The sequence below is a fragment of the Pusillibacter faecalis genome, from assembly GCF_018408705.1.
GTDB classification, from domain to species: domain Bacteria; phylum Bacillota; class Clostridia; order Oscillospirales; family Oscillospiraceae; genus Oscillibacter; species Oscillibacter faecalis.
In genome coordinates, this window is sequence record NZ_AP023421.1 from 468,882 (window position 1) to 492,335 (window position 23,454).

20 protein-coding genes and 4 pseudogenes are annotated in these 23,454 nt (G+C 52.6%); 17 read left to right on the top strand and 7 right to left on the bottom strand.

Going from position 1 to position 23,454, the window contains the following annotated elements; genetic code table 11:
* Nucleotides 1-14: 14 nt before the first annotated feature.
* Genes KJS55_RS17005 through KJS55_RS17020 form a run of 4 tightly spaced genes read right to left on the bottom strand, consistent with a single transcriptional unit; the run spans nt 15 to nt 1,830 of the window.
* Nucleotides 15-446: a 2-thiouracil desulfurase family protein gene (locus tag KJS55_RS17005; protein WP_187031103.1), complete on the bottom strand. Its 432-nt coding sequence runs from the start codon at nt 444-446 to the stop codon at nt 15-17.
* 10 nt (nt 447-456) lie between these two features.
* Nucleotides 457-840 carry a DUF3783 domain-containing protein gene (locus tag KJS55_RS17010; RefSeq protein ID WP_187031105.1) on the bottom strand — a complete coding sequence of 128 codons (384 nt, stop codon included), beginning with the start codon at nt 838-840 and terminating at the stop codon, nt 457-459.
* Nucleotides 837-1,346, bottom strand: coding sequence for a GNAT family N-acetyltransferase (locus KJS55_RS17015; protein ID WP_213543921.1), 510 nt, complete (start codon nt 1,344-1,346; stop codon nt 837-839). Before KJS55_RS17015 ends, KJS55_RS17010 begins: the two co-directional genes overlap by 4 nt.
* Before the next feature lie 16 nt (nt 1,347-1,362).
* Complete coding sequence (locus KJS55_RS17020) at nt 1,363-1,830, bottom strand: NUDIX hydrolase (protein ID WP_187031109.1); 468 nt, start codon at nt 1,828-1,830, stop codon at nt 1,363-1,365.
* Between the two features lie 168 nt (nt 1,831-1,998).
* On the opposite strand from KJS55_RS17020, the gene KJS55_RS17025 reads away from it, so the two are divergent.
* On the top strand, nt 1,999-2,760 hold the full coding sequence (locus KJS55_RS17025; protein ID WP_213543922.1) for a MerR family transcriptional regulator: 762 nt from the start codon (nt 1,999-2,001) through the stop codon (nt 2,758-2,760).
* 61 nt (nt 2,761-2,821) lie between these two features.
* Here KJS55_RS17025 and KJS55_RS17030 read toward each other — a convergent pair whose 3' ends face one another.
* Nucleotides 2,822-3,445, bottom strand: a complete 624-nt coding sequence (locus KJS55_RS17030) for a GyrI-like domain-containing protein (protein ID WP_187031113.1) — start codon at nt 3,443-3,445, stop codon at nt 2,822-2,824.
* Between the two features lie 194 nt (nt 3,446-3,639).
* Here KJS55_RS17030 and KJS55_RS17035 point away from each other — a divergent pair, with 194 nt between their 5' ends.
* From KJS55_RS17035 to KJS55_RS17055, 5 genes are all read left to right on the top strand, one after another.
* Nucleotides 3,640-4,035: an allophanate hydrolase-related protein gene (locus tag KJS55_RS17035; RefSeq protein ID WP_187031115.1), complete on the top strand. Its 396-nt coding sequence runs from the start codon at nt 3,640-3,642 to the stop codon at nt 4,033-4,035.
* A 13-nt stretch (nt 4,036-4,048) separates the two neighbouring features.
* Nucleotides 4,049-4,864, top strand: coding sequence for a carbon-nitrogen hydrolase family protein (locus tag KJS55_RS17040; RefSeq protein WP_213543923.1), 816 nt, complete (start codon nt 4,049-4,051; stop codon nt 4,862-4,864).
* Entirely contained in the window at nt 4,861-5,178 is a 318-nt protein-coding gene (locus KJS55_RS17045; protein ID WP_213543924.1) for an MGMT family protein, read from the top strand. The genes KJS55_RS17040 and KJS55_RS17045 overlap by 4 nt, the downstream gene beginning before the upstream one ends.
* 256 nt (nt 5,179-5,434) lie before the next feature.
* Nucleotides 5,435-7,672 carry a hydratase gene (locus KJS55_RS17050; RefSeq protein WP_213543925.1) on the top strand — a complete coding sequence of 746 codons (2,238 nt, stop codon included), beginning with the start codon at nt 5,435-5,437 and terminating at the stop codon, nt 7,670-7,672.
* 135 nt (nt 7,673-7,807) lie between these two features.
* Complete coding sequence (locus KJS55_RS17055; RefSeq protein ID WP_187031123.1) at nt 7,808-9,025, top strand: NADP-dependent isocitrate dehydrogenase; 1,218 nt, start codon at nt 7,808-7,810, stop codon at nt 9,023-9,025.
* Between the two features lie 55 nt (nt 9,026-9,080).
* Here KJS55_RS17055 and KJS55_RS17060 read toward each other — a convergent pair whose 3' ends face one another.
* Together KJS55_RS17060 and KJS55_RS17065 are read right to left on the bottom strand one after the other, a co-directional pair.
* Nucleotides 9,081-9,710 (bottom strand): hypothetical protein, encoded by a 630-nt coding sequence (locus KJS55_RS17060; RefSeq protein ID WP_213543926.1) that lies wholly within the window; start codon nt 9,708-9,710, stop codon nt 9,081-9,083.
* A 58-nt stretch (nt 9,711-9,768) separates the two neighbouring features.
* A pseudogene (locus tag KJS55_RS17065) lies at nt 9,769-11,211 on the bottom strand (recombinase family protein); the annotation flags it as partial.
* Nucleotides 11,212-11,505: 294 nt separating this feature from the next.
* On the opposite strand from KJS55_RS17065, the gene KJS55_RS17070 reads away from it, so the two are divergent.
* From KJS55_RS17070 to KJS55_RS17115, 11 genes and pseudogenes are all read left to right on the top strand, one after another.
* The gene (locus tag KJS55_RS17070) at nt 11,506-12,489 is read left to right on the top strand and encodes a DUF6017 domain-containing protein (RefSeq protein WP_133147755.1); all 984 of its coding nucleotides are present in this window, start codon (nt 11,506-11,508) and stop codon (nt 12,487-12,489) included.
* 31 nt (nt 12,490-12,520) lie between these two features.
* Nucleotides 12,521-12,742 carry a DUF5348 domain-containing protein gene (locus tag KJS55_RS17075; RefSeq protein WP_002569164.1) on the top strand — a complete coding sequence of 74 codons (222 nt, stop codon included), beginning with the start codon at nt 12,521-12,523 and terminating at the stop codon, nt 12,740-12,742.
* A 41-nt stretch (nt 12,743-12,783) separates the two neighbouring features.
* Nucleotides 12,784-13,260 (top strand): PcfB family protein, encoded by a 477-nt coding sequence (locus KJS55_RS17080; RefSeq protein WP_002569165.1) that lies wholly within the window; start codon nt 12,784-12,786, stop codon nt 13,258-13,260.
* Nucleotides 13,257-14,252, top strand: a pseudogene (locus KJS55_RS17750) (type IV secretory system conjugative DNA transfer family protein); the annotation flags it as partial. The gene KJS55_RS17080 and the pseudogene KJS55_RS17750, both read left to right, overlap by 4 nt.
* A gap of 274 nt (nt 14,253-14,526) precedes the next feature.
* Complete coding sequence (locus tag KJS55_RS17755; protein ID WP_055215232.1) at nt 14,527-16,200, top strand: recombinase family protein; 1,674 nt, start codon at nt 14,527-14,529, stop codon at nt 16,198-16,200.
* On the top strand, nt 16,197-16,541 hold the full coding sequence (locus tag KJS55_RS17090; protein ID WP_002593326.1) for a TnpV protein: 345 nt from the start codon (nt 16,197-16,199) through the stop codon (nt 16,539-16,541). Before KJS55_RS17755 ends, KJS55_RS17090 begins: the two co-directional genes overlap by 4 nt.
* Nucleotides 16,542-16,756: 215 nt before the next feature.
* Nucleotides 16,757-18,724 (top strand): annotated as a pseudogene (locus KJS55_RS17600) (DUF1430 domain-containing protein).
* Nucleotides 18,721-19,329, top strand: a complete 609-nt coding sequence (locus KJS55_RS17100) for an ATP-binding cassette domain-containing protein (protein ID WP_002593328.1) — start codon at nt 18,721-18,723, stop codon at nt 19,327-19,329. The pseudogene KJS55_RS17600 and the gene KJS55_RS17100 overlap by 4 nt, the downstream one beginning before the upstream one ends.
* A 384-nt stretch (nt 19,330-19,713) precedes the next feature.
* Nucleotides 19,714-20,073: a DUF3847 domain-containing protein gene (locus KJS55_RS17105; RefSeq protein WP_015524579.1), complete on the top strand. Its 360-nt coding sequence runs from the start codon at nt 19,714-19,716 to the stop codon at nt 20,071-20,073.
* Entirely contained in the window at nt 20,039-21,535 is a 1,497-nt protein-coding gene (gene mobQ, locus KJS55_RS17110; RefSeq protein ID WP_213543927.1) for a MobQ family relaxase, read from the top strand. The genes KJS55_RS17105 and mobQ overlap by 35 nt, the downstream gene beginning before the upstream one ends.
* Nucleotides 21,532-23,404 (top strand): annotated as a pseudogene (locus KJS55_RS17115) (AAA family ATPase). Before mobQ ends, KJS55_RS17115 begins: the two are co-directional and overlap by 4 nt.
* The last annotated feature ends 50 nt before the right edge of the window (nt 23,405-23,454 follow it).

The window sequence follows — 23,454 nt, forward strand, 5'->3', positions numbered from 1 at the left end:
TGCGGCGCTCTTTGTCATTTCAGCAGTTCTTCCAGCTGGGACTCTCCATAAACCCGGATACCGTGAGATCCCAGCAGCTCCGCAGTCACCCCGTCTCCTTTGGAAAGCGTAGCCGTGAAGGTCCCATCATAAATCTGACCATGCCCGCAGGAGGGACTTCGCTCTTTCAGAACCGCAGCCTGGCAGTTCAAAGCCTTGCACAGACGCAATGTCTCCGCCGCTCCCCGGCAGTAGGCCTCCGTCACATCTGTGCCTGACCGAGTAACCACACGGTTCCCTTGCCGTTCTGCCGGCGGACGGGGTGTTGCCAGTCCACCCAGCTGTTCCGGACAGACCGGCACCAACTCGTGGCACCTGGCCAGCGCCGCTGCCAGAGAATGGGGCTTAGAGGCACCGTCATACCGGCAGGACACCCCCAAAAGACACGCAGAAATCAGCACACGCATCGTTGCTTCCTCACACGCCCTGCATGGCCTGCCGCTCCCGCTGAAGCTCTGCATACAGTGTCAGCGCGTTCCAGCCCCGGTTATGTGCCGTCAGCACTGCTTTCAGACACTCCGGCCCGGCCCCAGCGCGGCTGAGAGCCGGCAGCAGCTCATCCAGCTGATCGTCCAATCCGCACAGCACCAGCATCCGCCCCCCCAGCGGTCCGCCTGCATAGGGCTGCATTGGACCGGCTGCGGCATCCAACGTATCCAGCCCTGCCAGCACCGCCATGGGCTTATTGTAATCTGTCCGTCCCACCGGCACCAGCTCCACCTGAAAGGGCTTCACGGCTCCCTCCAGCGCCAGAATATTCAGCAGTGACTCAAACCCGAATAACAGCAGTTTTCCGCTCATAGGCATTCCTCCTCTTGATTGCCGAAAGATCGCAGATACTCCCAGATAGCCAGCCGTCCGCAGCCGCCGTCTGGCGCGCTGGTGCGCACCCGGCGAAAGCCCAGCCCTTCCAAAATCCGGATGCTGGCGGTGTTTTCCGCCACCACATCCGCGCAAACTGTGGCTGACGGCGACAGCCGGCGCAACGCCTCCAATACCATCTCTGCGGCGGCTCGGCCTACCCCCTGCCCCCAATAGGACGGCAGCAGCTGATAGAAAAGGCCAAAAGTTTCCTCCTCTGCCGGCAGACATCCCGCCACGCCGCAAAATTTCCCCGCGTGCAGTACGGCAAATACCGTAGGCCGTCCCGACAGATTGCTTAGCCTCTCGGCTGCGGCTTCCCGGGTGCATGGCGTCCGGATACTGGTGTAGCGGATCACCGCCGGATCGCTCCACAGCCGTTCCACCTGATTCAGGTACGCGGCGCTCAGCGGCTCTAGAGTCACATCAAGCTTACATTGCGGCATACAGCCTCCTCTTCGGTCACACGATACGCTCTCCATTGAGTACCGCCAAAACCAGATCGTCTCCCTCATACTGGAGCTTCAAGGAGAAAAATGGCGTGTTCCGGTCCAGAAGGTCCAGAAAAATCTGATCCCCCTTCCACAGCGGAAGAGACAATAGATCTGCCTTTTTGATCCAGGCTAGCTCTCCCTCGTCGCAGGGGTGTGGCTCCCCCGTCCAGCCGTCTGCCGTGAACAGATGCATATACTCTGTCGGCCATAGGTTGGAGATGAACGTCACCAGCCCGCGATAACGGTAGCTGGTCAGCGTCAGCCCCGTCTCCTCCCAGGTCTCCCGCAGCAAACAGTCCTCTGGGCTCTCTTTGTCCTGAAACTTGCCGCCAACGCCGATCCACTTATCATGGTTGAGATCATTCTCTTTTTTCGTCCGGTGCAGCATGAGATATTCCTCTCCACGCTCCAGATAGCAGAGGGTGGTATTGATCATCGTTCATCTCTCCTTTTTTTCATTATACCTGGATTTTGAAGAAAAGAAAAGCCCTATCTTCTCCACCGGTTTATGATTCCTGGATTTTGAACAATTTTTTTGCAGATTTTCCTTGACTTTGACGCAGCGTCATGGTCTACACTTCATGTTGTCAGGAGGGATTATCTCATGGAATACACAGTCAAGGCCCTGGCGGAGCTCTCAGGCGTCACAGCGCGCACACTGCGCTGGTACGACCAGAAGGGCCTGCTCAAGCCGCTGCGGGTAAGCGACGCAGGCTACCGCATCTATGGTCCGGAGCAGGTGGACCGCCTGCAGCTCATTTTATTCTATCGGGCACTGGGACTGGAGCTCTCCGCGATCCGCTCGATTCTGGATGACCCGGGCTTCGACCGCCTAGCGGCGCTGCAGAGCCACCTGGCGGAGCTGGTGGGCAGACGGGAGCAACTGGAGAAATTGATCCTGACGGTCCGAAAAACGATTGAAGAAGCAAAAGGAGGAACTGCCATGTCAGATCAGGAAAAATTTGAGGCCTTCAAGCGGCGTACAGTAGAAGCAAACGAGCGCGCCTACGGTGCGGAGATTCGTGCACAATACGGCGACACAGAGGTAGACCGGGCCAATGCGTGCGTCCTCTCTCTGACCCAGGAAGAATACGACCAGTGGAAATCTTTGGGAGATGAGATTCTCGCGGCTCTGGCCGCCGCCGTCCGCTCCGGTGAAGCCCCTTCCGGTCTGGAGGGACAGCGGATCGCCGCCCTCCATCGCCGGTGGCTGTCCTATTCCTGGGAGGCCTATACCCCCCAAGCCCACGCGGGTCTTGCGGAGCTGTATGTGTGTGACTCCAGGTTCACCGCCTACTATGACCGGGAGGTTTCCGGCTGCGCCGCCTTTCTGCGGGATGCCATCTTGGCCTACACAAAGCACTGAACCGGCAGGCCGGCGGGAATTCCCGCCGGCCTGCTGCCGTTTTTCCCACAGGACGATGCCCCTATCCCCTCTCCTTGATAGGGTGGCGGATTACGGTCTTCCACTTCTCTGGTGCGACTTTTCTTGCGTCGGACATATAAATTTCGTGGTGCAGCCGCTCCTCGGTAAAATCCGTTTGGTAGCCGCGCTCTCTCAGGTATGCCTCCATCCGGGCAATTGTTTGAGGCTCCTCGTTAAATGGGCCGATATGCAGGCTCTGCACGCACAGGCCCTCCTCCACCGTCATAAACTCCGCAGCGGAGCAGTTCATCTTTTTCTTTTCCTCCGCCGTCCGAACCGCCCAGTCAAGGTCCTTCCGAGTGACAAAGTCCGGCAGGCGGATCACAGAAATCCATTGAAAGGCATCCTTGGCCTCCACTCCGGCTTCCGTCTGCCAGAAGCCCTCCAGCGGCGGTACCACATAGTCAAAGAAGCCTTCGATCCTGTAGCCCGTTTTATAGCTCATTTTCAGCGTATAGGCCACCGCGTACAGAATCCCGATGGCCTGCTGATAGGCCCCGTCCTCCGTGTTGGGATTGCCCTGTCCCCGCACCGCGATGTAGTTCATCGGCGGAACGTGGATGATCTCCGGTTGATCCTTAGGCATGTAGAACTCCCGATATTCCCTCTTAAAATCAAACGCCATAGCTCTCTCCATCCAGTACAAGATTCCTCCCCTGCAGATCGAGGGGTGTCATACCGCTATTATAGAATGCCTGGCGGACCCTGGCAAGGCAAACCGTGCTGCTTTCTTCGTTCAGGCCGCAGCCTTTCCCCTTGTCAAAGGGGCGGCGGCACCGTATAATAGAACCATCCAACATGGAGAAAGGCTGTGATGATATGTCCTCTGTTCTGCTAGCAGTCAACGGCACTTTGATGCGTGGCCTGGAGCTGGAGAAAAACCTGCTGGATGTGGGCGCGGTGTTCCGCTATGAGGCCAAAACCCGGCGGTGTTACCGTCTCTGGAGCATCCGGGATATCCACCCGGCCATGATCCGTGTGGAGCCGGGCGCGGAGGGCGCCGCCCAAGTGGATGTAGAGGTCTGGGAAATTCCGGCGGAGGGCCTTGCATCCGTTCTTCAAAAAGAACCCGAAGGGCTGACCATCGGCAAGGTGACGCTGGAGGACGGTGAGACCGTCCTAGGCGTGGTAGGCGAGCCGGCGCTGGTCCGTGGGATGCGTGAGATCACCTCTTACGGCGGCTGGCGGAACTATCTAAAGTCCCTGGAGAAGTAAGGGAGGCATGAAAATGCGCACAGCACTCATTCAAATGTCCGTGGCGGCGGATCGGGAGGAAAACATTGCCCGGGCCTGCGCCTTTTTGCGGGAGGCAGCCGCCCGGGACACTGACGTGGCAGTGCTGCCGGAGATGTTTTGTTGTCCCTATCAAAATCATTGCTTCCGTCCCTATGGTGAGGCGGCGAACGGGCCTGCCCAGGCGGCGCTGTCCGCTCTCGCGGCGGAGCTCGGCATGTACGTGGTGGGCGGCTCTCTCCCGGAGCTCTCGGAGGGCCGGGTCTATAACACCAGCTATGTCTACGACCGCCAGGGCCGTGAGATCGCCAAGCACCGCAAGGTCCATCTCTTTGATATCGACGTTGCCGGCGGGCAGCGCTTCCGGGAGTCGGACACCCTCTCCCCCGGCGATCAGATTACCACCTTTGAGACGGAGTTTGGCATCCTGGGGCTTTGTATCTGCTTTGACCTGCGCTTTGAGGAACTCTCCCGCTGCATGTGCCTGCGGGGTGCCCGGGTCATTTTCGTCCCGGCGGCCTTCAACATGACCACTGGCCCCGCCCACTGGGAGTTGTTGTTCCGGCAGCGGGCGGTGGATAATCAATGCTTTTTTGTAGGCGTCTCTCCTGCCAGGGACGAGAGTGCCTCCTACGTGGCCTATGGCAACTCCTTGGTAACGGACCCCTGGGGCACAGTACTCTGCCGTGCGGCTGGGGAAGAAACGATTTTGTACTCGGATCTGGACTTATCCAGGGTGGATGCCGTGCGGCATCAGCTCCCGATTCTCTCCGCCCGCCGGACGGACCTCTATGAGGTACGGGAGAAATGAGCGTCTTTGGAGTCTTTTACGCCATCGTCCGCCAAATTCCCGCCGGGAAAGTGGCCACCTATGGCCAGATCGCTCGCCTTGCTGGGATGCCCCGCTGTGCCAGGACCGTGGGCTATGCCATGGCCGGATGTCAGGACGCTACCGTTCCATGTCATCGGGTGGTGGACCGCTTTGGAGGCACGAAAGCCTGCTTTGATACCCACTCCCCCGGTACCCAGCGAGCGCTGCTGGAGGCAGAGGGAGTGCTTTTTCGCCTGGACGGGACCGTGGACCTGGAACGGTGTCAGTGGGCGCCGTCCGTCTCCGTACTCTGAGAACATCGGAGGTCTGCTCACAAGTGCCACAGTCTCTGCGAGCGCGGTTTCAATACCCCGGAAGCCTCCCTTCTCATGGGAGGTTTCCCCCTTTCCCATGCAAAATCAACTTGTAACCCTGTGGTTTTCTTGGGCAGGTAGACAAATTTTGCAAGATAGGTTACTTTATCTTGCAGAATTACTTTTCAAAGGCACTTTCTTATGATATAGTACAAGTAAGAAACGCGGAAGTCCCGCGGGTACAGGAGGTCCCTCCATGATCAAACTGCATGATACCGGCGTGTTTCTCGCAAACGGCGCGCCCGATTCCGCCGCCTCCCTCTCTCCAGAGGAGGGGCGCCAAAAGACCATGGCCTGGTCTATTCTCCAGGCGCACAATACCTCCGGCAATCCAGAGCATCTGCAAATCCGCTTTGACGCCATGGTGTCCCACGACATCACGTATGTAGGCATTATTCAGCAGGCTCGGGCCTCCGGGATGAAGGAGTTCCCCATTCCATACGCCCTCACCAACTGTCACAACAGCCTGTGCGCCGTGGGCGGCACCATCAACGAGGACGACCACGTGTTCGGCCTCTCCGCGGCGAAAAAATACGGCGGCATTTACGTCCCTGCCAACCAGAGCGTCATCCACTCCTACGCGAGAGAACAGATGGCCGGGTGCGGGAAGATGATTCTCGGCTCCGACTCCCACACCCGCTACGGAGCCCTGGGTACCATGGCCGTGGGCGAAGGCGGGCCGGAGCTTGCCAAGCAGCTTTTGAAGAACACCTGGGACATCCCCTACCCAAAGGTGGTGTTGGTCTATCTCACCGGCACGCCAAAGCGGGGCGTGGGGCCCCATGACGTGGCCATTGCCCTGGTGAAGGCCACCTTTGCCTCCGGCTTTGTGAATAACTGCGTGCTGGAGTTTGCCGGCCCTGGCATCGCGGCGCTGCCTATGGACTTCCGCAACGGCATCGACGTGATGACCACGGAGACCACCTGCCTCTCCTCCATCTGGGAGACGGACAGCGAGACGGAGCGGTTCCTGAAAACGCATCAGCGCCTGGAGGACTTCCGAGAGCTGCACCCGGACGAGGGCGCGTATTACGACAAGTACATCGAGATTGACCTGAGCCGGATAGAACCCATGATCGCCCTGCCCTTCCATCCCTCCAACGCCTGGACCATCCGCGAGTTCCTGGAAAACGCCACCGACATCCTCGCGGCAGTGGATGCGGACGCGAAGCAGCGCTTTCCCAAGGCCACTCCCCACCTTTTTGGGAAGGTACATGACGGCGGCGTGTGGGCGGACCAGGGCGTGATTGCCGGGTGCGCGGGTGGGCTTTTTGACAATATTGACGAGGCGGCAACGATTCTTCGGGGCGGCAGCTGCGGCAACGGCTACTTCTCTTTGGACGTGTATCCCACCAGTGTGCCCGTCAGCCTGGAGCTGACGAAGATCGGCGCCACCGCCGCGCTGCTGGAGAGCGGCGCCCTCATCAAGCCCAGCTTCTGCGGGCCGTGCTTCGGCGCCGGGGACGTGCCTGCCAACAACGGCCTTTCTCTGCGGCACACCACGCGGAACTTCCCCAATCGGGAAGGCTCCAAGCCCGCAGAGGGCCAGTTTGCTGGCGTGTGTCTGATGGATGCCCGGTCCATTGCCGCCACCGCCCTGCACGGCGGAAAGATCACCGCTGCCACGGACATCAACTACGAGCCCGTTCACCATGAGTATCACTTTGACAAGGGCGTTTATGACCGGCGGCTGTACAACGGCTTTGGGAAGCCGGCGCCGGACACGGAGCTGATCCTGGGCCCCAACATCACGGACTGGCCGAAGATGGAGCCCCTGGCGGAAAACCTGCTGGTAGAGCTGGCCGCCGTGCTTCGGGACGACGTGACCACCACCGACGAGCTCATCCCCTCCGGCGAGACCTCCTCCTACCGCTCCAATCCCCTGCGGCTGGCGGAGTTCACTCTCTCCCGCCGGGAGCCGGCCTATGTAGGCCGGGCCAAAGCCGCGGCAATGCTGGAAGCGGAGCGGCTGGCTGGAAAAGCGCCGGAGGCCCTTACTGCCATTTTGAACCGAGTGGGCGACGGTCCCGAATTGCTAAACACCACGCAATTCGGCTCCTGTGTCTTTGCCAACAAGCCAGGCGACGGCTCCGCCCGGGAACAGGCCGCCAGCTGCCAAAAGGTTTTGGGCGGATTTGCTAATATATGCTACAATTTTGCCACTAAACGCTACCGCTCTAACTGCATCAATTGGGGTATTCTGCCTTTTACCTTGGATGAAGGTGCGCCCTTCCCCTATGAGGCAGGGGACTTTGTGTTCGTTCCCGACATTCGCGGCGCTGTGGATGCCGGTGTGGAGGATATCCCCGCCAAGGTCATCCGGAAGGACGGCAACGTGGATGATATTTTACTTCATATCCAGGGGCTGACGGAGGATGAAAAAGAGATTCTTCTGGATGGCTGCCTGATGAATTACTATGCAAGGCGCGCTTGAAACAGGGATTTCATCCTCCCTTTTTCCCCCACCTAATAACCTCGGTCATGGGTGCGCACCACCTTGGGCGGTTGAAGCTGTATGTCCGCCGCATACCTGCCGCGGCGAATCCACATCGTAATTTTGGAGGTTTCCATGGAGAAAATCAAAATGACCACGCCCATCGTGGAGATGGACGGCGACGAAATGACCCGGGTTCTCTGGGGATGGATCAAGCAAAAGTTGATTCTACCCTTTGTGGATTTGAAAACGGAATACTATGACCTGGGGCTGCTGCATCGGAATGAGACGAGAGATCAGGTGACTGTGGAGGCCGCCAAAGCTACACAGCGCTTAGGCGTTGCAGTAAAGTGCGCTACCATTACACCTAACCGGCAGCGGATGGAGGAATATCCGCAGCTTACGGAGATGTGGAAGTCCCCCAACGGCACCATCCGGGCCTATCTGGATGGAACTGCCTTCCGCGCCCCCATCCTGCTATCCTGTATCAGGCCGGTAGTGAAAAACTGGGAACATCCCATCACCATTGCCCGGCACGCCTATGGGGATATGTACAAGGCCGTGGATATGGCCACGGAGGAACCAGGGACTGCCACGCTCACTTTCCGAAGCGAGAGTGGCAAGGAAAAAACCTTAACTGTCCAGAGTGTGCAAGGTCCCGCTATCTGGCAAGGCCAGCACAATACAGAGAAGAGCATTCGTGCCTTTGCCCGCAGCTGCTTTCAGTACGCCATCAGCCAGCGGCAGGACCTATGGTTCTCCACCAAGGATACCATCTCCAAGATCTATGACGGGGAGTTCAAGCGAATTTTTGAAGAGGAATATGAGAACACCTACCGGGTGGAATTTGAAAAGCTGGGCCTCACCTATTTCTACACCCTGATTGACGATGCGGTGGCGCGGGTTATCCGTTCCAAGGGCGGCTTCATCTGGGCGCTGAAAAACTATGACGGCGACGTGATGAGCGACATGGTGGCCACCGCCTTCGGAAGCCTTGCCATGATGACCAGCGTGCTGGTTTCCCCGGACGGTACCATGGAGTTTGAAGCCAGCCACGGCACCGTCACCCGGCACTACTACCGCTATTTGAAGGGTGAAAAAACTTCTACCAACCCCATTGCCACGATCTTTGCCTGGTCCGGCGCCCTGAAGCGCCGGGGCCAGCTGGACTGCCTTCCGGACCTCACGCGGTTTGGCGAGGCGCTGGAGTCCGCCTCTCTGGAGACGCTGGAGAGCGGTGTGATGACCGGGGATCTGGCGGGCCTGGTGGAGGAGGGCTTCCAGACCACCGTTGTGGACAGCGAGAGATTCTTGGACGCCATCGCCCAAAGGCTCGCGGAAAAGCTGGTCTGACCCCGATCCGGAAACGCAAACAAGGCCGCGCATCCTCTTGGATGCGCGGCCTTGTTTAAAATTGGTTGGAGAACACCGGACGGATAGCGTAGTGATAGTCCGAGATCAGCAGTGGCACGTAGGATTCATCCGTTGCGATGAGGGTGCCGTCCTCTAGCCGGAGGCCGAAGGACTTCATGCTCTCCGTGATATAAAGCAGTCGCTCCACCCCCAAGGTGAGAAACTCTCCCGACCGGCAGTACAGGATGTCCTGAAAGCCCTCGACATCCATGGCATCCCACTGGATTTGGGCTGTCACACCCTCCCGGCAGGTGCCCTCCACGGCCTCGATAGCGAAGCGGCCCACGAAGCTCTGGTCTCCAAGAGTCTGCCGCTCCCCCTCCATTGTGACGGTGGTCTCTCCCGCAGGCTCACCCGCTGGGGTGTAGACGGCGGCCGTCACCGTCAATGACACCGGCCGCAGGAATGCCCCACTGTAATCCAAAATCCCGAACAGGACAAAGCCCGTCATAGCGAGGAGCAGCACGCTTCCAAAAATTTCTCCCCACCGTCGCCGGGTCCTCTCCCGGGCCTGACGGACCAGCAAAGAAACGGCATGGCGAACCGTCATCTCCGGCATCTCCTGCTCCTCACCCCGCAGCAGTTCCAGCACCTGGAGTCCCAAAGCGTCCGCCAGTGGTTCCAACAGTGAAACATCTGGAAATCCCGCGCCGGTATCACATAGTTAAAGATATTGGTATCATTCAATCAATTTTGCCGATAAAGCGGTAGAAGATTTCTACCTCCTGTTCCCGGCTTCCGTCCTCACCTTTGACCGCTTCATGGACAACGATTTTTTCAATCAGCATATTCAAAAGTTCGGCGGTCAGTTCTGTTGGATTGACGCACTCTTTCATCAAGGCAATCCATTTTTCTGCGTCTACGGCGTTCTGGCTTTCAGTGGCGATAGCGGATTGAAGCTGTTCAATCTTTTCGTCCAGTTCAGCCTGTTCGCTTTGGTACTTCCCGGACAGCATAGAGAAGTTGTATTCCGTGATACGCCCCGCCGCCCAGTCCTCATACATCCGGGCAAACAAAGTATCGACTTCGGCTTTTCGCTTCTCTGCCTTTTTCAGTTCTGCGGCCTGCTTCTTTCTTGCGGCAGCCTGTCCCTTATCAGTGGCATTTAACAGCTGCTTCAAGAGCCGTTCTTCATCATGCTGTACCAGCCCCGACCAGTATTGCAGACGGGAGAGGACATAGGCATAAAGCACATCATAACGGATATAGTGCATGGAGCATTGGCGTGTGCCCTGCCCGTACTTGCTACAATGATAATGGCCGTAAGGCTTGCTGTTCTGCCTGTTCTCCCCATAGGACAGCGACCAGCCGCAATCCGCACATTTTACCAATCCGGAAAAAATCTGCGTTGTACCATCCTTGCACTTCCTGCGGCGGTTTGCTATCTGCTCCTGTACCTGCCGGAAAACCTGCTCGCTGATAATCGGCTCCTGCGTGTTCTCCACCCGCACCCATTCACTTTGGGGCTTGCGTACCCTCCGCTTGTTCTTAAAGGAAATGTTCGTTTCCCGGTAATGAATGGTATGGCCGATATAGGTTTCGTCTTTCATAATGCTCTTGACCTGGGCTATCGTCCATGCGTAGCTTTTTTCCTCCGGCGCACCCGCATAGATGTTTGCAAAAGTCCCGTCACGCTGGAAGTTGATAAATCCCGGTGTGGGAACCTTTTCCGCAATCAGTATTCTTGTGATACTGGCCGCCCCTCTGCCATGAATAGCAAGGTCAAAAATCTTCTCCACTATCCAGCGGGTTTCCTCGTCGATTATCAGCTTGTTTTTGATTTCCGGGTGTTTCCTGTACCCGATGGGAGCATAGGCGCCGATACGCTGTCCTGTGGCAAACTTTGCTTTGAAAGCGGCCTTTACCTTGCGGCTTGTATCTTTCGCAAACCATTCATTGAACAGGTTTTTGAACGGGACAAAATCGGAAAGCCCTTTCTCTGTGTCCTCATTCTCCGCAACGGCGATGTAGCGAACCCGTTTCTCCGGGAACAGAAATTCCAGATAGTAGTCCATCATCACATGTTCCCGCCCGAAACGGGACAGGTCTTTCGTGACAATGCAGTTTACTTTTCCGGCTTCCATATCGTCCATCATGCGCTGAAAATCCGGCCGTTCAAAAGATGACGTTAGATAACGATACTTTTGAAAACACTGGAAAATCAAGGTTTTTCGAGCGACGGACAAGCAGGGTATTGTACTAAAAACTGAATACGACGCAGAAGCGGCGTTTCTTACTCTCTACATGGGAGAACAGGAACGCCGCTTTTTTCATGCCCTTTGTTACGCAGTAGGGGCAGAAAAAGCCTTGCTACAAGCGGTTTTGCGGGTGTGTATCTGGCGCGGCAAGGGATTTATACCTTATCCCCCGAAACTGCGCTTCTACTGCGTAACAAATCCAAAGCAAAGGAGCTATGAACTATGGCAGTTTTCAGAGTGGAACGGAACAAGGGCTACACCGTAATGAGCAACCACCACCTACGCAACAAGGAGCTTTCCTTAAAGGCAAAAGGGCTGTTGTCGCAAATGCTGTCACTCCCCGAAGATTGGGACTACACCTTGAAAGGCTTATCCCTTATCAACCGGGAGAAGATAGACGCTATCCGCGAAGCCATTAAGGAGCTTGAACGCGCCGGGTATATCGTCCGGTCAAGGGAGCGTGACGAGAAAGGACGCTTGCGGGGCGCGGACTATGTGATATTCGAGCAGCCGCAGCCGCCTACGCCGGATTTACCTACATTGGAAAATCCAACATTGGATAATCCAACGCAGGAAAAACCAACATTGGAAAAACCTACGTTGGAAAATCCAACGCAATTAAATAAAGATATACAAAGAACTGACTTACCAAAAAAAGAAAAAATAATTACTGATGAACAAAGTACCCATTCCATTCCTATCCTTTCCCCTAACCCCTCACCTTGCAGAGAAGCGGCTGCGCCGCCGGAACGGAAAGGAAAGGAAGCGGCAGCACAGAGCGCAGTTGATATATACCGGGAAATCATCAAGGACAATATCGACTACCACATTCTCAAACAGGACATGAAGTTTGACGGGGACAGGCTGGACGAGATTGTAGACCTCATGCTTGAAACCGTATGCACCGCCAGAAAGCGGGTACGGATTGCGGGGGACGACTACCCGGCAGAGCTTGTGAAGTCAAAGTTTATGAAACTGGACGGCGAACATATCCGCTTTGTGCTTGACTGTATGCGGGAGAACACAACCAAAATCCGCAACATCAAGCAATATCTGAAAGCAGCCCTTTTCAACGCCCCGTCCACTATCGGCAATTATTACACTTCCCTTGTCGCCCATGACATGGCAAGCGGCGCACTGTCACCGAAAAAGCCGCAGTACGGCGACCCGGACTATTATTCATGCAACGAGGGCGAAAGCCTGTAACCACCCACAACCACAAAAGGAGGATTTTATTATGGCACAGAAAATGACAGGAGCATTGGTATTTGACGAGCGCACCGACCGTTACGACATTCGCTTTGACTTAAACAGCTACTACGGGGGCTTGCATTGCGGTGAGTGCTTTGACGTATTCGTGCGGGGCAAGTGGAAGCCGACCCGGATTGAGTACGGCGACAACTGGTATCTTGTGGGTATCAGAGCCGAGGACTTGAACGGGCTGCGGGTGCGTATCTGACCGCCACCCCATAAAGAAACGCGAAAGGAGGACGCGACAAATTGCAGGACGAAGTAAACGAAAAGACCATAGCCCTTTACATCAAGACCGGGAAACTGACAGCGCAGACGCTCCAAAAGGCAATGAAAGCCATACTGTCAAAGGGCAAAAAGCAGCTTGCAAAACCGCCACAGGGCAAGCAGAGCTTAAAGCAGCTTATGAAGCAGAACGCGGGCGTTTCCAACATTGAGATTACCGAGGGCAATATCAAAGCCTTTGAGAGTACGGCGAAAAAGTACGGTATCGACTTTGCACTGAAAAAGGACGCGACGGAAAGCCCGCCCCGCTATCTGGTTTTCTTCAAGGGGCGGGACGCGGACGTGCTGACCGCCGCCTTTAAGGAATTTTCCGCAAAAAAGCTGACACAGGAGAAAAAGCCCTCAATCCGAAAGCTGCTCTCTACCCTCAAAGAAGCTGCACAGGGCAAGAACGCGGAACGGGCAAAGGTCAAGAACAAAGACAGGGAGGTATCGCTATGAAGCCGGAAATCAAGAAGCTGCTTATCTTAAATCTCCCGTATCTGCTCTTTGTCTGGCTCTTTGATAAAGTGGGCGCGGCTGTCCGTCTATCCCCCGGCGCGGACGCAAGCGCAAAGCTGCTACATCTTGGGGACGGTTTTACCGCCGCCTTTTCCAGTATCGCGCCGAGCTTCCACCCGGCAGACTTAGCTTTAGGCATTGCGGGGGCGGTCATTGTCCGGCTGATTATCTACACCAAAGGCAAGAACGCGAAGAAATACCGCCGCGGGACAGAATACGGTTCGGCGCGTTGGGGCGGGGCTGACGACATAAAGCCGTACACCGACCCGGTATTTGAGAACAATATCCCCCTAACGCAGACGGAACGGCTCACCATGAACAGCCGCCCGAAGCAGCCGAAATACGCAAGAAACAAAAATATCCTTGTAATCGGCGGTTCCGGCAGCGGCAAGACCCGGTTCTTTGTGAAACCGTCGCTCATGCAATGTACGTCAAAGGATTTTCCAACGTCGTATATCGTCACTGACCCGAAAGGAACACTGATTTTGGAAACCGGGAAAATGTTACAGCGGTACAAATACCGTATCAAAGTGCTAAATACGATTAACTTCAAAAAATCCATGAAATACAATCCCTTTGCCTATCTGCGGAGCGAAAAGGACATTTTGAAGTTAGTCAATACCATTATCGCCAACACCAAAGGCGACGGGGAAAAATCCGGCGAGGATTTCTGGGTGAAAGCGGAAAAGCTCTACTACACCGCGCTAATCGGCTATATCTGGTATGAAGCCCCGGAGGACGAGAAGAACTTCACGACGCTGCTTGAAATGATAAATGCGTCGGAAGCCCGCGAGGACGACGAGGATTTCCAGAACCCGGTTGACCTCATGTTTGAACGTCTGGAAGAAAAAGACCCGGAGCATTTTGCAGTCAAGCAGTACAAAAAATACAAACTTGCGGCGGGTGTTGTATGCTCTAAAAGACTTCTTAATCAAGCGGTTGGGAAGTCTCTTAGAACACACAACCTAAAACCGAAGAAAGGAGCGCAAGTTATGAGAAAAAATGAGAAAATCACAGCTCTGTACGAACGACTGAGCCGTGATGACTTTGGCAAAGATGATGACCAACAGCGTGAGAGCAATTCCATATCCAATCAAAAGGCAATGTTGGAGGAGTTCGCCGCACGGCAGGGCTTTACAAACATTGTCCATTTCACGGACGATGGCATTAGTGGTACTTGCTTTGACCGTCCCGGATTTTTTAGCAATGATGAAAGAAGTGGAAGCCGGGAATGTGGAGTATTTGTGCATCAAGGACATGAGCCGCATGGGTCGTGACTATCTGAAAGTCGGTCAGATTATGGAAATCCTGCGTCAGCGTGGCGTTCGCCTTATCGCCATCAATGACGGCGTGGACAGTGCCAGAGGGGACGATGATTTTACCCCTTTCCGCAACATTATGAACGAATACTACGCCAGAGACACCAGCCGTAAAATCCGTTCCACTTTCCAGTCCAAAGGCAAGTCCGGCAAGCACCTCACAGGCACGGTCATTTACGGCTATCTTTGGAACGAAGCCAGAGACCAATGGTTGGTTGACCCCGAAGCCGCCGAGGTGGTCAAGCGCATCTTTGCCATGACGATTGACGGCTACGGTCCGTATCAGATCGCCAGCAAGCTGAAAGAAGAAAAAGTCCTCATTCCGTCCGCTTACCTTGCCCGGCACGGCGAGGGCGTGAACAAAAATAAGACCTTCAAAGATGTGTACGGCTGGGGTTCTTCCACCATCTGCAACATTCTTGAAAAGCGTGAATATCTGGGACACACCATCAACTTCAAGACCCGAAAGCACTTCAAGGACAAGAAAAGCCATTATGTCCCGGAGGACGAATGGACAATTTTCGAGAATACCCATGAAGCTATCATTGACCAGCAGACCTTTGACCTTGTGCAGAAAATCCGTGGGAATGTCAGACGCTACCCGGACGGCTGGGGCGAAGCAGCTCCCCTCACAGGCTTGCTTTATTGTGCCGATTGCGGCGGCAAGATGTATGTCCACCGTACCAACAACGGCAAGCGTATTTCTCAATATACCTGTTCCCAATACAGCAAAGTCCCAGTTGGAAAGCTCTGCACGACACAGCACCGTATCAATGAAGATGTGGTACTGTCCCTTGTTTCCGAAATGCTCAAAGCTATTGCCGAGTATGCGAAGCATGACAGAGCCGAGTTTGTCCGAGTGGTGCAGGAAGCGCAGTCCAGCCAGCAGACGGCAGAGGTCAAGAAACAGCGGATACGCCTTGCCACCGCAAAGCAGAGAGTTTCCGAGCTGGAAGTCCTGCTCTGCAAAATCTATGAGGACAACATTTTAGGAAAGCTGTCTGACAGCAGATATGCCACTCTGGACGCTCAATATGAAAAGGAGCAGACCGAGCTTACCGCTGAAATCTCTGTTCTGGAAAAGGCTATCAAGAGCTACGAGAAGCACGAAAAGGACGCTGACCGTTTTATCGCTCTGATTGACAAGTATGAGAACTTCGACAAGCTGACGATTGCCATGCTCAATGAGTTTATTGAGAAAATCCTTGTGCATGAGCGTGACCGCAAGGGCAGTATTCAGACCACACAGGAGGTCGAGATTTACTTCAATTTCGTGGGTCGTTTCGTTCCCCCTGCGTTTGGCGAAGTGGAGCTTACCCCGGAGGAATTAGAGGAAATCCGCAAGCGTGAGGAACGCAAGGACAGGCTCCACCAGAACTACTTGAAGCGGAAAGCCAGCGGAGCACAGAAGCGATACGAGGACAAAATCAAAAAGCGGAAAAAGGCAGAAATCGAAGCCAAGAAAGCCGCCATTCGTGCGGAGGACATTGCAAAGGGCGTGTTCGTCCCTGTCAGCAGTTTACCGCAGAGAGAGCCGATGAAAGGAGTACAAACAGCATGAATATCACTTACACACAGAACGGCGATTATCTTATCCCAAACATCATTATCCGCAAGACCAAGCCCCTCGGACACTACGGCAGACTTCGCAAGGCGTATCTGGAAATGCACCGTCCGATACTGTTCAATGAGCTGGTGCTATCCGACAAGCTCTTTGAGCATTGCGCCGAGATTGACGAAACAGCACGAAACCGCATGGAGCTGATCGTGCGGTCACTGGCAGAGCAAAACGGCGTGACCGAGCAACTGAAAGCCGAAAACCAAATGGAATGGGTGCGGCAGATGAACGCTTGCAAGGCACAGGCAGAGGAGATTGTGAAAGTGGAATTGATTTATGATTGAGCGAGGAAGTCCGGGCAGAAAACTGTTCGGACTTTTCTCATGTAGTCCAAAGTTGCGGTAGAATTGTTCACGAGTTTTATGGTACAATTTATGCGAATAAAGAAAACGGAAAATTAGAATCTAACAAGAGAATGTGGTTGTATGAAAAAATCCATATTAGTATTTTGGGCAATCGTGTGTCTGTTACCTATTCAAAGGAGGTTTAAGAATTTTAAATGAAACATATAAGAAATATATTGCTGTTGATTACGATTATTTTTGCTTTTGTTATGCAAGCTGAAGTATATCAAAATATGCTCTGGAACTTTAATGGTGCTTATTATTTATCGTCCAGATACACAACTACTAATGACGATATGGATTCATTTTTTAGCCAATGCAGAAGATACAGCTGAGAAGCATGGTGTTCATATTTTTTCGACTTTTAATCAGAGAGTTTCTAATTATCAGACAAGACTTTATATTTATGGTGATGATACCGTTGTTCGGGATAGTCTTAAAAGCACAATGGATATTGAGGAAAAAACATATACGGCTTTGATAGGCGGAATCACCGTAATAGAATTTGAAGATTTTAGAGAAGCAAAAAACACAGGCAATGGACAGGAAATAATGGTCAGCTATATCGGTGACGATGATGACATTATTGCCACATATCAAGATTTGGCAAAAGAATATTCTATATCGCAGCCAGAGTTTTGGCAATCAACCGAAACTGATATGATGTTCATTGTTTGGGGCCTGGTTGCCATATTGATGATTGTACTTAATATGATTGAGGTGATACGCAGACAAAAGGAAGTAGTTGTACGAGCTTCTCTGGGCGAAAATGCTGCTGTGATTGCTCTAAAAGCTGTAGTGGCTGATATGATTTCATATGCTGCATTATTCGTCTTAGCAAAGTTGCTTGTTTCTCAATTTATATCGGGAGCGTATGAAGATCATCTCATTTTGGCAGTGTATTGTGCCGGAGCAGTTCTTTCCGTAATTCCTTATGCTGCTTTTGTCCGCTTTGATGTAAAAAAAGCCTTTGCCAATGCTTCAGATAAAAAAGGTATGTTTTATCTTCTGAACGGTCTTAAAGTATTTGCTACTGCTATGACGATTTTTACAATAACTACAAATCTCAGTAGCATTCAAGGTAATTTACTTACAAACACTACTCTTTTAGAAAATCATTATAATGATTACTATTTTGGAGTTATGCAGATTGAACCTCCTTTTGAAGAAAATGAGGAGGAATCCAAAGAGAGCGAATTTTGGAATGACCTTTACGAAAATGAATACAACACTATAAATCCGGTGGTCTGCATAGGCAGCCGGATAAGCGATACGGATAATTATATTTTTGTAAATCATAATGCCAGAGATATGCTGCAAGGGTTTTCTGATATGCTTACTGAAGATGATGAAAAAAGAGGATATCGTGGTCTTCGTGCCAAAGGGAAAAAATGCGGAATCATACAAAGATATCGCAAAAGAGGAAATTGACTCTCTTACCCAAAATGCAGAAGAACTGCGTGTTGTTTATAAAGAATATTCTGGCAGAGAGCAATTTTATTATCTCAATTCGAACAGAGAAGAGGCTATTGACGGATTGTCAAGAGCAACAAATCCGATTGTTATTTATCAGGCAAATGAGGCTGTTGCTTTGAATGGAAGTTATATCGAAACAGGAACATATAATGGTGAGGTGATCTACGGATGCGATGAAAGCACAATTCGTAATGCTGCGAAAAAATATGCAGAACAGCTTGGTCCACACTATTTTATGCTGACGAATGTCGGGGAGGATTATACTTATAGTCATAGTTTCCTCGTGAAACTGATTGGCTTTATAAGCTCTCTTTGCGTATTAGTATTGCTGTTAGATATCGCTATCATCATATCTGAAGTGAAAATGGAATTTAGACTTAATGCGATGGAAATCTCCCTCAAAAAGGTTTTGGGCTATCGCTTTTATGAAAGGCACAAAAGATTTATTTCCGTTAATCTCTTAGAAAATATAGCCGTTGTGATATTGATTTGCATTGTTTCGCTTTTTATATCTAACGCAAGTGTCGGGATTGCTTTACTGGTTGGAGCATTGCTCACCATTATTGAAATGGCAATCATTTTCACAAATGTTATGTGGGTTGAAAAAAACAAATATCTCAAAGTCCTTGAAAGGTGGATGTTTATGATTATAATTCGTGGCTTAAATAAAGCATTTGGAGAGAAAATAATTTTCTCCAACTTTAATTTGGAAATTCCGGATGGAAGTTTTGTAGTAATCAGCGGGGATAGCGGCAGTGGAAAAAGCACTTTGCTCAATATGATTGGTGGTATCGAAAAGCCGGATAGCGGCAGTATCATAATCGAAGGGCTGAATATTACCCGGCTTAAAAATAAAAACAGTTTTTTTGCGGATACAGTGGGGTTTCTTTTTCAGAATTTTGCACTGCTTGAAAATAAGACAGTTAAAGAAAATTTAAGTTTGATTAAAAAATCAAGCCGAACTAAAGTATCACTTAAAGAAGCTCTTAATCGTGTGGGGTTATCAAAGGAAGTTAACAAAAAAGTTTATCAGCTTTCCGGTGGTGAACAACAGAGAGTTGCTTTAGCTCGTCTTATGATGAAAAAATGTTCTGTTGTTTTGGCAGATGAACCTACTGGCTCACTTGACAAGAAAAATAGAGATATTGTTATGAGGTTATTGCACGAACTCAATGAAGAAGGTAAAACGGTTATCATTGTTACCCACGATCAGGGTATTATTGAAGATGAACCTTATGTTGTGAAAATCTGAGAGTACCTCTTAGAAATGTCTTGATCTACATTTTATGTAATTTGGGTCAGAAGAAAATCCCTTTAGGAACTAAAGGGCGCACTTCTATACTCTCCTATCGGGAGTATCGTGCGTCCTGCGGAGCTTCATTCTCCGTCAGCAGAAGAAAACTGCTTGACCGAGAATGTTGCGTCACTTCGTTCCGTCAAGGTGGCTACACCCCCTTGCGCCGCTAAAGCGGCTATCCCTTGTGGACTTGCCGTCCGCAAACAGCATAAAATGCTGTTCGCCGCCAGCAAGTTTGAAAAAACTGAATACCGAAAAACTGACCGTTGACTGGTCGCACTATGCGAAAAGTTGACGGTCTTTTTTTATCCCAAAAATCAAAAAAGGAGGTCAATCACAATGACAAAACCGAAAACCCTTGAACAGCTCCGAGCCGAAAAGGAACGAGCCGAGACGCAGCTTGCACAGGAGAAGCACAAGCTCAACCGTCTTGAGAACAGAAAGAAATATCTGGAGAAAGGCGAAAGGCAGAAACGCACCCATCGTCTTTGCAATCTGGGCGGCACGATTGAGAGCCTTGCCCCGGAGGTCAAAGATCTCACACGCACCGAAATGACAGAGCTGATGGAGTACATCTTTTCTCTGTCCGAAGTCCAGCGAGCCGTCCGTCACATGGCGATTACTCACACCAACCAAGCGAACAGAGAAAAGGAGTTGAAAGCCGATGGCACTATTTCATCTGAGCGTCACGCAGACTAAGCGAAGCGCAGGACAGTCCGCTATTGCTTCTGCCGCCTACCGTGCCGGGGAGCGATTGTATAGCGAGTATTACGGCGAATACAGCGACTACACCCGCAAGGGCGGCGTGATCTGCTCTGACATTCTCTTGCCGTCCCATGCACCGCCAGAATACGCAGACCGCCAGACCCTATGGAACGCCGTGGAAAAAGCCGAGCGTGGAAAGAACGCCCAGCTTGCATACAGCTTTGACATTGCCTTGCAGAATGAATTTTCCCTTGAGGAAAACATCGCTCTTGCAAGGCGATTTTTATTGGAGAACTTTGTGAGCCGTGGCATGGTGGTTGACTTCGCCGTACACCAGCCAGACTGGGAGGACGGCGGCATACCAAACCCACACTTCCATGTGCTTTGTCCCATCCGCCCCATCGAGCAGGACGGTAAATGGGGGCTAAAGCAACGACGAGTGTACGAGCTGGACGAGGACGGAAATCGTATCAGAGACCAGAACGGCGAGTATGTTTTCAATGCCGTTCCCACTACCGACTGGGGCAGTCCCGAAACGCTGGAACATTGGCGGCAGACATGGGCGGAACTATGCAACGCCAAGTTTGCGGAGAAAGGGCTTGATGTTCGTATCGACCACCGAAGCTATGAGCGTCAGGGCGTGGAGCTTCTTCCCACCGTCCATGAGGGCGCAACCGTCCGGGCAATGGAGAAGAAAGGCATACGCACCGAGAAAGGCGAGTTCAACCGCTGGATCAGAGCAACCAATGCCGTTATCCGGGACATCAAGAAGAAAATCGCTCTCCTGTTTGATTGGATTGCCGAAGCAAAAGCGGAGCTTGCCAAGCCGCAGGCACCCAACCTTGTTTCTCTGCTGAACGCCTACTACACCCAGCGCAAAGCCGGGGCTTATTCCCAGAAAGGCAAAATCAGCAACCTAAAGGAGATGAACGAGACTTTCAATTATCTCCGGGCAAACGGCATTTACAACCTTGAAGATTTGGAAAGCCGTGTCAATGAACACAGCTCCACCACAGAGAGCTTGAAGAAAACGCTGGACGGGCAGACCGCACGAATGAAAGAAATCAAGCAGCTCTATGACAGCTCCGCTGCTTTCCAGAACTTGAAGCCTGTCTATGACGGCTTGCAGAAAATCAAGTTTGAGAAGCCCAGAGCCAAGTACAAGGCAGAGCATGAAGCGGAACTGATACAGTTCTACGCCGCCAGACGAAAGCTGACCGGGGAGTTCCCAGACGGCAAGGTGGATATGAAAAAGCTGTCCGACGAGTATGACGAGCTGGAACAGGCGCACGAAACCACCTATGGCGAGTTTAAGGCTGTCAGAGACGATTTACACCGCCTTTGGAAGGTCAAGTCATGTGTAGATACTGCCGCCCGATTTAACGAGCGCACAGAGGAACAAAAGCTCCAAAATCGACCCCAAACACGACAGAAAAAGGAGGAACTATCCCGATGAATTACACCCAAGCACAGATTGACCGGGCAAACGCCGTCAGTCTGGAAGATTTTCTCCGCACACAGGGAGAGACACTTATCAAAAGCGGACGGGAATACCGTTGGAAAGAACATGACAGCCTGACCGTCCGGGGAAACAAGTGGTTTCGCCACAGCCAGAGCAAGGGCGGCTATCCCATTGATTTCGTCATGGAGTTTTACGGCAAGTCCTTTCCCGAAGCTGTTCAGATGTTGACAGGCGAAAACGGCGAGGGACAGACCGAAGCCACCACAGCACCGCCCACAGCGTTCCACTTGCCCTTGCACAACCGAACAGCCGACAGAGCAATTCAATATCTTTGCGAAAGCCGAGGTCTCAACCCGAAACTGGTTGAGGCTTTTCTTCTTTCCGGGGATATTTACGAGGACGCAAAGCGGCACAATGTTGTGTTTGTCGGCAGAGACCGAAACGGCACACCGAGATACGCCCATGTGCGAGGAACGGCAGACTCATTCAGACAGGACATTGCCGGATCTGACAAGTCCTATCCGTTCCGATATGAGGGAAACGGCAACCAGCTCTTTGTCTTTGAAGCACCGATTGACCTTTTGTCCTTTATCTGCCTTTATCCGCAGGACTGGCAGACAAGGAGCTACCTTGCCCTGGGCGGCGTTTCAGGCAAAGCCCTTGACCGTTTTCTTTCTGAACGCAAGGACACCAAAAAAGTGATCCTCTGCCTTGACAGCGACACCGCAGGAAGCGAAGCCTGTACCCGACTGGCACAGTCCATTCCCGGCGAGATCGCCGTCATTCGCCTTGTCCCGGCAAGGAAAGACTGGAACGATGTTCTCCGTCAGCAAGGGGACATTCCGAGCCGCAAATTCATAGCCGAGACAATCACGCTGCGAGAGCTGCCCACCGCCCAGCCTGTCCCAATGCTCCGTATGGCTGATGTGGAGCTGACGAGCGTGGAATGGCTATGGTTTCCCTATATCCCATTTGGAAAGCTGACAATTATTCAGGGCAATCCCGGCGAGGGCAAGACCTACTTTGCCATGCGCCTTGCGGCGGCTTGCACCAATCGAAAGCCTTTGCCCGGTATGGAGACACTTGAGCCTTTCAATATCATCTATCAGACCGCCGAGGACGGTCTGGGTGATACCGTCAAGCCCCCGACTGATAGAAGCAGACGCAGACCTTGAAAGAGTGCTTGTCATTGACGATAGGGACACACCGCTGACCCTTGCCGATGAGCGCATAGCAAGGGCAATCCGTGAGAACAACGCAAGGTTGGTTATCATTGACCCGGTACAGGCGTTTCTGGGTGCAGATGTGGACATGAACAGAGCAAACGAGGTGCGCCCGATATTCCGCAGTCTGGGAGACATTGCACAGGCTACCGGGTGCGCTATCATGCTGATCGGACACCTCAACAAAGCCGCAGGAACGCAAAGCACCTACCGGGGATTAGGGTCTATCGACATTACGGCGGCAGTCCGCAGTCTGCTCTTTATCGGCAAGCTGAAGGACAGCCCCACAATGAGGGTGCTTATCCATGAGAAAAGCTCCCTTGCGCCGCCCGGACAGTCCCTTGCCTTTTCTCTGGGAGACGAGAAAGGCTTTGAGTGGATAGGAGCTTATGACATTACCGCTGACGAGCTTCTTGCTGGGACGGACTCCGGCAAGACCGAGAGTAAGACCGCACAGGCGCAAATGCTCATTCTGGAACTGCTTGCGGACGGAAAGCGTATGCCGAGCGCAGAGCTGGAAAAAGCGGTCAATGAGCGTGGGATTTCCTCACGCACCATGAGAACGGCAAAGAGCCGTATCGGGGACAGACTTGTGACCGAGAAAGACGGCACAGCATGGGTCTGCTATCTCCGAGACTGACAACGGGAACACGGCAAGCGTGGCAAAGACGGCAAAGGTTTTATAGATAC

Excerpts from the sequence above, each read along its gene's own strand:
- KJS55_RS17005 (WP_187031103.1), bottom strand. The coding sequence starts at position 446 with ATGCGTGTGCTGATTTCTGCGTGTCTTTTGGGGGTGTCCTGCCGGTAT.
- KJS55_RS17010 (WP_187031105.1), bottom strand. The coding sequence starts at position 840 with ATGAGCGGAAAACTGCTGTTATTCGGGTTTGAGTCACTGCTGAATATT.
- KJS55_RS17015 (WP_213543921.1), bottom strand. The coding sequence starts at position 1,346 with ATGCCGCAATGTAAGCTTGATGTGACTCTAGAGCCGCTGAGCGCCGCG.
- KJS55_RS17020 (WP_187031109.1), bottom strand. The coding sequence starts at position 1,830 with ATGATCAATACCACCCTCTGCTATCTGGAGCGTGGAGAGGAATATCTC.
- KJS55_RS17025 (WP_213543922.1), top strand. The coding sequence starts at position 1,999 with ATGGAATACACAGTCAAGGCCCTGGCGGAGCTCTCAGGCGTCACAGCG.
- KJS55_RS17030 (WP_187031113.1), bottom strand. The coding sequence starts at position 3,445 with ATGGCGTTTGATTTTAAGAGGGAATATCGGGAGTTCTACATGCCTAAG.
- KJS55_RS17035 (WP_187031115.1), top strand. The coding sequence starts at position 3,640 with ATGTCCTCTGTTCTGCTAGCAGTCAACGGCACTTTGATGCGTGGCCTG.
- KJS55_RS17040 (WP_213543923.1), top strand. The coding sequence starts at position 4,049 with ATGCGCACAGCACTCATTCAAATGTCCGTGGCGGCGGATCGGGAGGAA.
- KJS55_RS17045 (WP_213543924.1), top strand. The coding sequence starts at position 4,861 with ATGAGCGTCTTTGGAGTCTTTTACGCCATCGTCCGCCAAATTCCCGCC.
- KJS55_RS17050 (WP_213543925.1), top strand. The coding sequence starts at position 5,435 with ATGATCAAACTGCATGATACCGGCGTGTTTCTCGCAAACGGCGCGCCC.
- KJS55_RS17055 (WP_187031123.1), top strand. The coding sequence starts at position 7,808 with ATGGAGAAAATCAAAATGACCACGCCCATCGTGGAGATGGACGGCGAC.
- KJS55_RS17070 (WP_133147755.1), top strand. The coding sequence starts at position 11,506 with ATGGCAGTTTTCAGAGTGGAACGGAACAAGGGCTACACCGTAATGAGC.
- KJS55_RS17075 (WP_002569164.1), top strand. The coding sequence starts at position 12,521 with ATGGCACAGAAAATGACAGGAGCATTGGTATTTGACGAGCGCACCGAC.
- KJS55_RS17755 (WP_055215232.1), top strand. The coding sequence starts at position 14,527 with ATGATGAAAGAAGTGGAAGCCGGGAATGTGGAGTATTTGTGCATCAAG.
- KJS55_RS17090 (WP_002593326.1), top strand. The coding sequence starts at position 16,197 with ATGAATATCACTTACACACAGAACGGCGATTATCTTATCCCAAACATC.
- KJS55_RS17100 (WP_002593328.1), top strand. The coding sequence starts at position 18,721 with ATGATTATAATTCGTGGCTTAAATAAAGCATTTGGAGAGAAAATAATT.
- KJS55_RS17105 (WP_015524579.1), top strand. The coding sequence starts at position 19,714 with ATGACAAAACCGAAAACCCTTGAACAGCTCCGAGCCGAAAAGGAACGA.
- mobQ (WP_213543927.1), top strand. The coding sequence starts at position 20,039 with ATGGCACTATTTCATCTGAGCGTCACGCAGACTAAGCGAAGCGCAGGA.